This window comes from Streptomyces sp. NRRL WC-3618, assembly GCF_001280005.1.
Classification (GTDB): Bacteria; Actinomycetota; Actinomycetes; order Streptomycetales; family Streptomycetaceae; genus Streptomyces.
In genome coordinates this window covers 1-6,407 of record NZ_LGDW01000133.1, presented here as the reverse complement: position 1 = coordinate 6,407, position 6,407 = coordinate 1, and the positions used below count along the sequence as shown (strand labels likewise).

The 6,407-nt window shown below is 71.0% G+C and carries 4 protein-coding genes and 1 pseudogene; 1 reads left to right on the top strand and 4 read right to left on the bottom strand.

Annotation, left to right across the window (positions count from 1 at the left end; genetic code table 11):
• A pseudogene (locus ADL01_RS15875) lies at nucleotides 1-1,816 on the top strand (D-alanyl-D-alanine carboxypeptidase); the annotation flags it as partial.
• A 108-nt stretch (nucleotides 1,817-1,924) separates the two neighbouring features.
• Here the strand turns inward: ADL01_RS15875 and ADL01_RS15870 are convergent.
• From ADL01_RS15870 to ADL01_RS15855, 4 genes are all read right to left on the bottom strand, one after another.
• Nucleotides 1,925-3,703, bottom strand: coding sequence for a hypothetical protein (locus tag ADL01_RS15870; RefSeq protein ID WP_234354646.1), 1,779 nt, complete (start codon nucleotides 3,701-3,703; stop codon nucleotides 1,925-1,927).
• A gap of 275 nt (nucleotides 3,704-3,978) precedes the next feature.
• Complete coding sequence (locus ADL01_RS15865) at nucleotides 3,979-4,884, bottom strand: MerR family transcriptional regulator (RefSeq protein WP_078960546.1); 906 nt, start codon at nucleotides 4,882-4,884, stop codon at nucleotides 3,979-3,981.
• A gap of 69 nt (nucleotides 4,885-4,953) precedes the next feature.
• The gene (locus ADL01_RS46160) at nucleotides 4,954-5,139 is read right to left on the bottom strand and encodes an acetyltransferase (protein WP_234354645.1); all 186 of its coding nucleotides are present in this window, start codon (nucleotides 5,137-5,139) and stop codon (nucleotides 4,954-4,956) included.
• Nucleotides 5,140-5,416: 277 nt separating this feature from the next.
• Entirely contained in the window at nucleotides 5,417-6,199 is a 783-nt protein-coding gene (locus ADL01_RS15855) for a hypothetical protein (protein ID WP_053742646.1), read from the bottom strand.
• Nucleotides 6,200-6,407: the final 208 nt, after the last annotated feature.

Sequence of the window (6,407 nt, the reverse complement as noted above, 5' to 3'; positions counted from 1 at the left end):
CCACCCCCCGCCCCCAAAAAACCCCCCCCACTATGACCCCCCCCAACCCCACCCCCCCCCCCCCTCAAACCCCCCCCGTCCACCCGCCGCACCCCCCGTCGACCAGCCCACGAGGATGCTCAAACTGGGCGACGTCCCGCGCGTGAAGCCCAAGGGCGACAGGCGCGACGCCGACCCCCGCGCGAACGCCTCCGCTGCGGCCGATGCCAACTCCGCCGCCGCCACCGCCGGCGCCGCCGCCGCCGCCACCGCCGCCGCCACCGCCGCCGCCGGCGCGAAAGCCGACGTAGACGCCGACGCGGAAGCCAACAGCGAGCCCGTTGCTGAACGCACCAGCAAATTCGTAGCCCTGAAGCGGCTTGACGACCCGGCGACCCGCAAGCCCCCGCCCGGCGCCGAGCCGCCCTCCGTGCCCGGGGCTCCGCGGCCCAAGTCGGCGGCTGCCACACCCGGCGCCGTCACCCCCGCCGACGCCACCGCCGCGATTCCGCAGGTCGGGCCGGAGCGGACGACGCAGCAGCCGTTGCCGCCGCTGCCGCCGTTGGATCTGCTGGCCGAGCTGACGAACACTCCGCCGCCCCGGGACACCGCGGTGCGGACGATCGCGCGGCGTATCAAGATCTGGTCGCCGGTGGCCGTCCTGTTGGCGATCGTCTTCGCAGTCGTACAGGCGATGCGTCCGCTGCCGGCCCCCGAGCTCACGCTGACCGCCAAGGACTCCTACACCTTCGACGGAACGGCCGCCGCTCTGCCGTGGCCGTCCGACGGCCAGGGCTGGATGGACGTCAACGGCATCGGCACCATGGGGAAGTTCGGCGAGCAGAAGCCGGTCGCCATCGGGTCGGTCGCCAAGGCGATGACCGCGTACATCGTCCTCAAGGACCACCCGCTGAAGGTCGGCGAGGAGGGCCCGAAGATCACGGTCGACGCGACCGCCGAGAAGGAGGGCGGCTACAACACGGACGGCAAGGGCGAGTCGACCCTCGACACCGTCCGCAAGGGCGACGTCCTCACCCTCAAGCAGGCGTTGTCGGCCGTCATGATCCCGTCCGCGAACAACATCGCGCGGCTGCTGGCCCGCTGGGACCTGGGGACCGAGGCCGCGTTCATCAAGAAGATGAACGTCACCGCCAAGGAACTCGGCATGAAGAACACCGTCTACACCGACGCCTCCGGCCTCAAGGAGAGCACCCTCTCCACCGCCGAGGACCAGGTGAAGCTCGGCAACCAGCTGGTGCGGATGCCGGCGCTGATGGACATCACCAGGCAGCCCTTCTGGTTCGACCCGTCGGGAAAGAAGTGGCGCAACTACAACGAGGTCATCCCGGCCAACGGCGGCATCGGCATCAAGACCGGCACCACCTCCATCGCCGGCGGCAACCTGCTCTTCGCCGCCACCAAGGAGGTCGGCGGGGAGACGGCCATCGTCGTCGGCGCGATCCTCGCCCAGCACACGGCGCCGATCATCGACACCGTGAACCACGTCAGCAAGACCGCGATGATCGCCGCCCGGGAGGCGCTGCTCTCGTCGAAGATCCTGAAGAAGGGCGACGTCGTCGGATACGTCGACGACGGGCTCGGCGGCCGGACACCGGTCGTGCTGTCGAAGGACGTCACGGCGGTCGGCTGGGCCGGACGGAAGGTCGAGCTGTCGTTCGCCGCCGCCGACGACCTGCCGCACTCCGCCAAGGCGGGCACCCAGGTGGGCTCCCTCACCGTGGGCGACGGCAAGAGCGGCGCGGTGAAGGTACCCGTACAGCTCCAGCAGGACCTGACCGAGCCCGGCTTCGACAAGAAGCTGACGCGGCTCGGCTGACCGTACGGAGCACACGGCACCACTGACAGAGAAGCGCCCGTCCCGGTCGGACCGACCGGGACGGGCGCTTCTCTGTGCCGTAGCCGTAACGCAGTAACAACGCCTGCGCTACGGCTTGTCGTCCTCCTTCTCGCACCGCAGTGCCGTCTCCCGGGACGGACCGCCGTACGCGGAGCTGATCCGGACGTCGCCGGGCTGCTCGACGGTCAGCCTGGTGAACTCGCCGTCGTCCGTGAGGCAGCCGTTCTCCGCCCACAGCCAGGGCGAGTACGCGATCCGTACGGTCACCGCGCCGGCCTTCGGCATGCGGACGACGAGGTTGGCGCCGTCGGCGCTGACCACGGTGGCGGGCCGGTCGACCAGCGGGGTCGCGTTCTTGACCCGGTAGATCTTCCAGTTGGCGTCCTCCCAGACCGGCTGGAGATAGCTCGGCCCGCTGGTCACCAGGGCGTGTTCCAGCTTCGCTGGGCCGTCCGGTTCGCCGTTGACGAGGACGACGAAGCCGACCGCCCACTGGGAGAGCCACGCCTTGTAGGCAGAGGCGGAGAAGCCGCCCTCGGGCTCCGCGGTGCCGCCGTGGCCCTCGTAGAAGAGCCGGCCCCGCTCGACGTCGGCCTGCCGGTTCCAGCCGCGGGCCATGTTGATGTACGGGGCGAGGATGGCGGCCTCGCGGTGGTCGCGGGCCGGCACGACCTCGACGCGGGTCTCCTCGGCGCCCAGCCGCTTCAGCTCGCCCACGACACCGTCCGTCTTGACGGCCCACTCGGGCACCGTGGTGTTGGTGACGATGTCGGCGATCGTCTTGCCGGACAGCCAGCTCACGGCGATGGCCATCGCGAGCCCGAGGGCCACCACGCGCCGCCGGGACGTGAACCAGGGGTGGGGCAGCGGGGGCATCCAGGACGGTCGGGGCAGGAGCGACCGGGGAGCCTCCTCGTCCCGCGCCGCCGCGCCCGTCTCCCCCTCTCCGGCACCCCGCGCTCCCGTACCCTGCCGCTGCTCGGTGCGGTACATCAAGATGGCGAGCAGCGTCGCCGGGGCCGCCAGCTCGGAGAGCCGCTCGACGTTCGTACCGATCGGCGTCGGGATCAGGTAGCAGAGGACCACGCCGAGCGCGTACACCGCGGCGCCCAGCCGCAAGGTGCGCCAGGCGCTCGGGGCCGTCAGGACGATGATCGCGCACAGCACGACGGGCGGCCATATCCGGGTGAAAGGCATGGGCTGCTCACCCTCGAAGGGGAACAGCAGCGTCGTTACGCCCACGACCGCCACCGGGGGAACCAGCAGGGCCGCGGCCCTGCCCCAGTCGCGGGTCAGGAAGTACGCGGCGCCGACGACGAGGACGAACAGACCAGCGACGGGGCTGCCCGTGGTGGCCAGCGTCGCGCACACGGCGGCCACGGCGAGGTGCCGCGCGCCGCGCCCGCTCACCACCGCCAGCACGGCCGCCATCCCGAAGGCGGTGCCCAGCACGAACGTCGAGCGCCCCGAGATCACCTGGCACCACAGCGAGAAGCCCACCGCCATGGCCGGCCACAGTGGATTCCGTACGCCCGTACGCGCGACGAGTTCCGCGCCGAGCACCGTGGCCGCGACCCCCGACAGCATGGTGGTCGCGACGACGCCGATCGCTGCCATCAGGTACGGCGACATCAGGCTGTAGTTGGCGGCGTGCAGACCGCCGTACCAGAACAGGTTGTACGCGGAGCCCGGGTACATCTTCGCGAACTCGGCCCACGCCACCTGTGCGGCGAGGTCGCCGCCGCCGGTCGCGAACACCGCCCACCACACGAAGTACAGCGGCACCGCGCAGGCGGTCACCGTCAGGGCCACCCGGTGCCGCTCGTGCCACACCTCACGTGCCTGCGTGGGCTTGTCGGCGCGCATGGCAGGTCTGCGTGGGGTCAGCTCGGCAAAGGCCACTGCAACTTCCGTTTCGGTTCGGCTCGGGCGCGCGGGGACGACTGTTCGTGTCTGTCCTGTGGAGGTATCCAACGGGGTAGACGCTAATGGCACCCCGGCCGTTGGTTCGCAGGGCCCCACGTGACCGGGTGGTGACCGGGGCATGACGGGAAAGAGCCTTACCAGCTTCGAACGGTTCCCGGGCGGACGCGACCGGATAATTCCGGCCGCGTCCTTCCAGACACCTGTCAGGGCATGCTTCAGGGCACGTTCACGGGGAACGCGATGTCGCACACCGCGTCGTCCGGTCCCGCCGCGTCCCAGTCCACGAAGTACACCTCGCGGCACGGCCCCGCCGGTGCGATTCCGCGCCCGGCCATCCACCGCTCCACCGCCTCGAAGGCGGCGACGATCTGCGGGTGGGCCACCTGCGCCTTGGTGATCCGCGTGTACGCGAGCCGCCGGGCCGGCTCCACCCGTACCGCCGTCGCCCAGGACCGCCCGTGCGCCGCCGCCCAGGCCCGCGCGGCGGCCTCGTCGGCGACCGGAACGCACGACTCGGCCGGACCGTCGCTCTCCATGGACACCTCGGAGTGGTAGACGACGAACGGCGCCGCGCTCACACCCCCGCACTCCCGGGCCCCGGCCTCCAGGCGCCCCAGCGACGCCCCGATCCACGCGGGCAGCTCGTCCGCGAGGGTGTGCCGCTTCTCCGTCAGCACCACCCGCTCGGGTACGTCCACGGTCTCGACCACGAATGTTCCGTACAGCTCGTCCATCTCGGAGCTCCTCCCCGACAGTCGTCCACGGAGATAGCCGGCGAGTGCGCGCTGACCGGCGAGCCGCGCCTCGACGTCCGCCCAGTAGGCGGCGAGCCGCTCGGCGGCGCCCGCCCCGTCCCGCTCGGCCTGGGTCACCAGCTCGCCGATCAGGGCGAGCGGCATGTCCAGTTGCCGCAACAGGGCCACCAGCCGGGCGCGTTCGGCCTGCGCCGGCCGGTAGTAGCGGTAGCCGCTCGTCTCGTCGACGTACGCGGGGGCGAGCAGCCCGAGCCGGTCGTACAGCCGCAGAGCCTTGGCCGAAAGCCGGGCCCGCGCGCCGAACGCCCCGATGGTGAGCAGCTCGCCGTCGTCCCCGTAGTCGTCCACGCCGCCATCCTCCGTCACCGGGCACGGTCGGCCCGACGACACGGACGCTCGACCCTGCCCCAGGGGCAAGGTCAAGTTCGTACGTGGCTAATGGCGCAGCGGGTCGCGCAGCATCGTGGCGAAGACGGGGGAGTCGTCGAACGGCTGCTGATCGCCGATGTCCCGGTATCCCCAGGACTCGTATACCGCCTTCAGTCGTCCCTCGGAGCGGGTGGGATCGACCAGGAGCGTGGCGCGCTCCTCATCCCGCTCGGCGAGGAGCGTCTCGTGCAACGCCGGGAGGTTCCTGCGCCCGCGGTGCTGCGGAACGCCTCGCGGACCAGGACCTCTTGGACGGCGAAAGTCCGGCTTCCCGTTTCCTGGGTGAATTCATCCGGCTGGGGCTGTCGCATGGAGGACCACCACAGGGATCCGCGCATGAGTGGCGAGCCGAAGATGTAGCCGGCGGGCTCATCGGCCTGGTAGGCGATGACGACTTCCCAGCCGTCCCGGGAGGCGTAGCCGGCCAGGCGCTCGTCGAACCGTTCCACGGAGTTGAAGGGGTTGTCCATCAGCCCGAACTCGGTTCGGACTTCCACGTGGATGTCGAGAATGAGCCGGCGATGATCGCGGCCGTCCACGCGAGTGTGACCGGTGCCAGGCCGAGGCCCAGGCCGCCGCGGGTGTGGGCGAGTGCCATCCAGTCGGCGAGGGAGGCGCCGAGGGGGCGGGTGATGACGTACGCGGTCCAGAACGCGGTCACCGCGTTCAGGGAGCCGAAGCGGTGGGCCAGGGCGGGCAGGCAGATGGCGGCGGCGAAGAGGACGACCGAGCCCAGGTAGCCGAAGCCGACGGTGGCCGTGAGGTCGCCGGCAGCGGTGCCGAGGGCGAAGGTGGCGAGGACGGCCGCCCAGTAGAACGTCTCGCGGCGGCGGGTGCGGATGCTGTGGATGGACAGGGTCCGCTCGCTCGCGTACCAGAGGACGAAGACTGCGGCCAGTACGGCGAGGAAGGCCGGCGTCGATACGGCGTACGGCACGCCGAGGCCGACGTGCAGGACGTCGGCTGCCATGGTGCCGAACACGCTGACCATGACGACGGCCGTCCAGTAGGCCCAGGCGACGTACCGACGGCGAGTGAACTGGACGGTCAGGGAGGCCGCCAGGGCGAGGCCGCCGAGTGCTACCGCCGGTACCGGGCCGAGCGTCCGTGCCAGGAGGTCCGACGCCGTCTCGCCCATGCCGGTGGTCAGCACCTTGATGATCCAGAAGTAGACGGTCACCTCCGGCACCTTGTTCGCCATCCGGCGTACGGGGGCGGGGGGCCGGTCATCGAGGACATGCTCTGCGGTCATGATCCGCACGATGACATTTCGAGCCTGAACGCGACCTGAACAGCGGGCGCACGGCAGCGGTGTGACGTAGTACCGCGGTACGACCCGCCGGGCCCGGATCAGTCCGCGGTATTACCGAATCGGGGCGTTTCGGGTCTTAGCGTGGTCGGTGAGGCGTTCGGGGGCCACGGACGGGCGCCGGTGTCCGACAGGGAGAGACGCGAATGAT

Bases quoted from the DNA above. Each gene is read 5' to 3' on its own strand.
- ADL01_RS15870 (WP_234354646.1), bottom strand. From the start codon at position 3,703: ATGCGCGCCGACAAGCCCACGCAGGCACGTGAGGTGTGGCACGAGCGG.
- ADL01_RS15855 (WP_053742646.1), bottom strand. From the start codon at position 6,199: ATGACCGCAGAGCATGTCCTCGATGACCGGCCCCCCGCCCCCGTACGC.